Origin of the sequence: Streptomyces sp. SID11385, from assembly GCF_010548245.1 — a bacterium.
GTDB lineage: Bacteria > Actinomycetota > Actinomycetes > Streptomycetales > Streptomycetaceae > Streptomyces.
The window spans coordinates 1-232 of sequence record NZ_JAAGLR010001174.1; the positions used below are offsets into that span (position 1 = coordinate 1).

General features: G+C 71.1%; 1 protein-coding gene. It reads left to right on the plus strand.

The window, feature by feature from the left end; translation table 11 throughout:
* Positions 1-232: CocE/NonD family hydrolase (locus tag G3I42_RS35615; RefSeq protein WP_275405324.1), on the plus strand; the 232-nt coding region annotated here is incomplete at both ends.

Here is a 232-nt window from a genome sequence, read left to right on the forward strand (position 1 = left end):
CGAAGCCGTCGACCCCTTCATCCACACCTGGCTGGACCACCAGACGCGCGACGACTACTGGAAGCACGGCAGCGTCTGCGAGGACTACCCCGCCATCCAGGCGAACGTCCTCGCGGTCGGCGGCTGGCACGACCCCTACCGCGACACCGTCCTCCGGCTCGTCGAGCACCTGGACCCGGCGAAGGTCCGCGGCCTGATCGGGCCGTGGTCGCACCAGTACCCCGACCGGGGC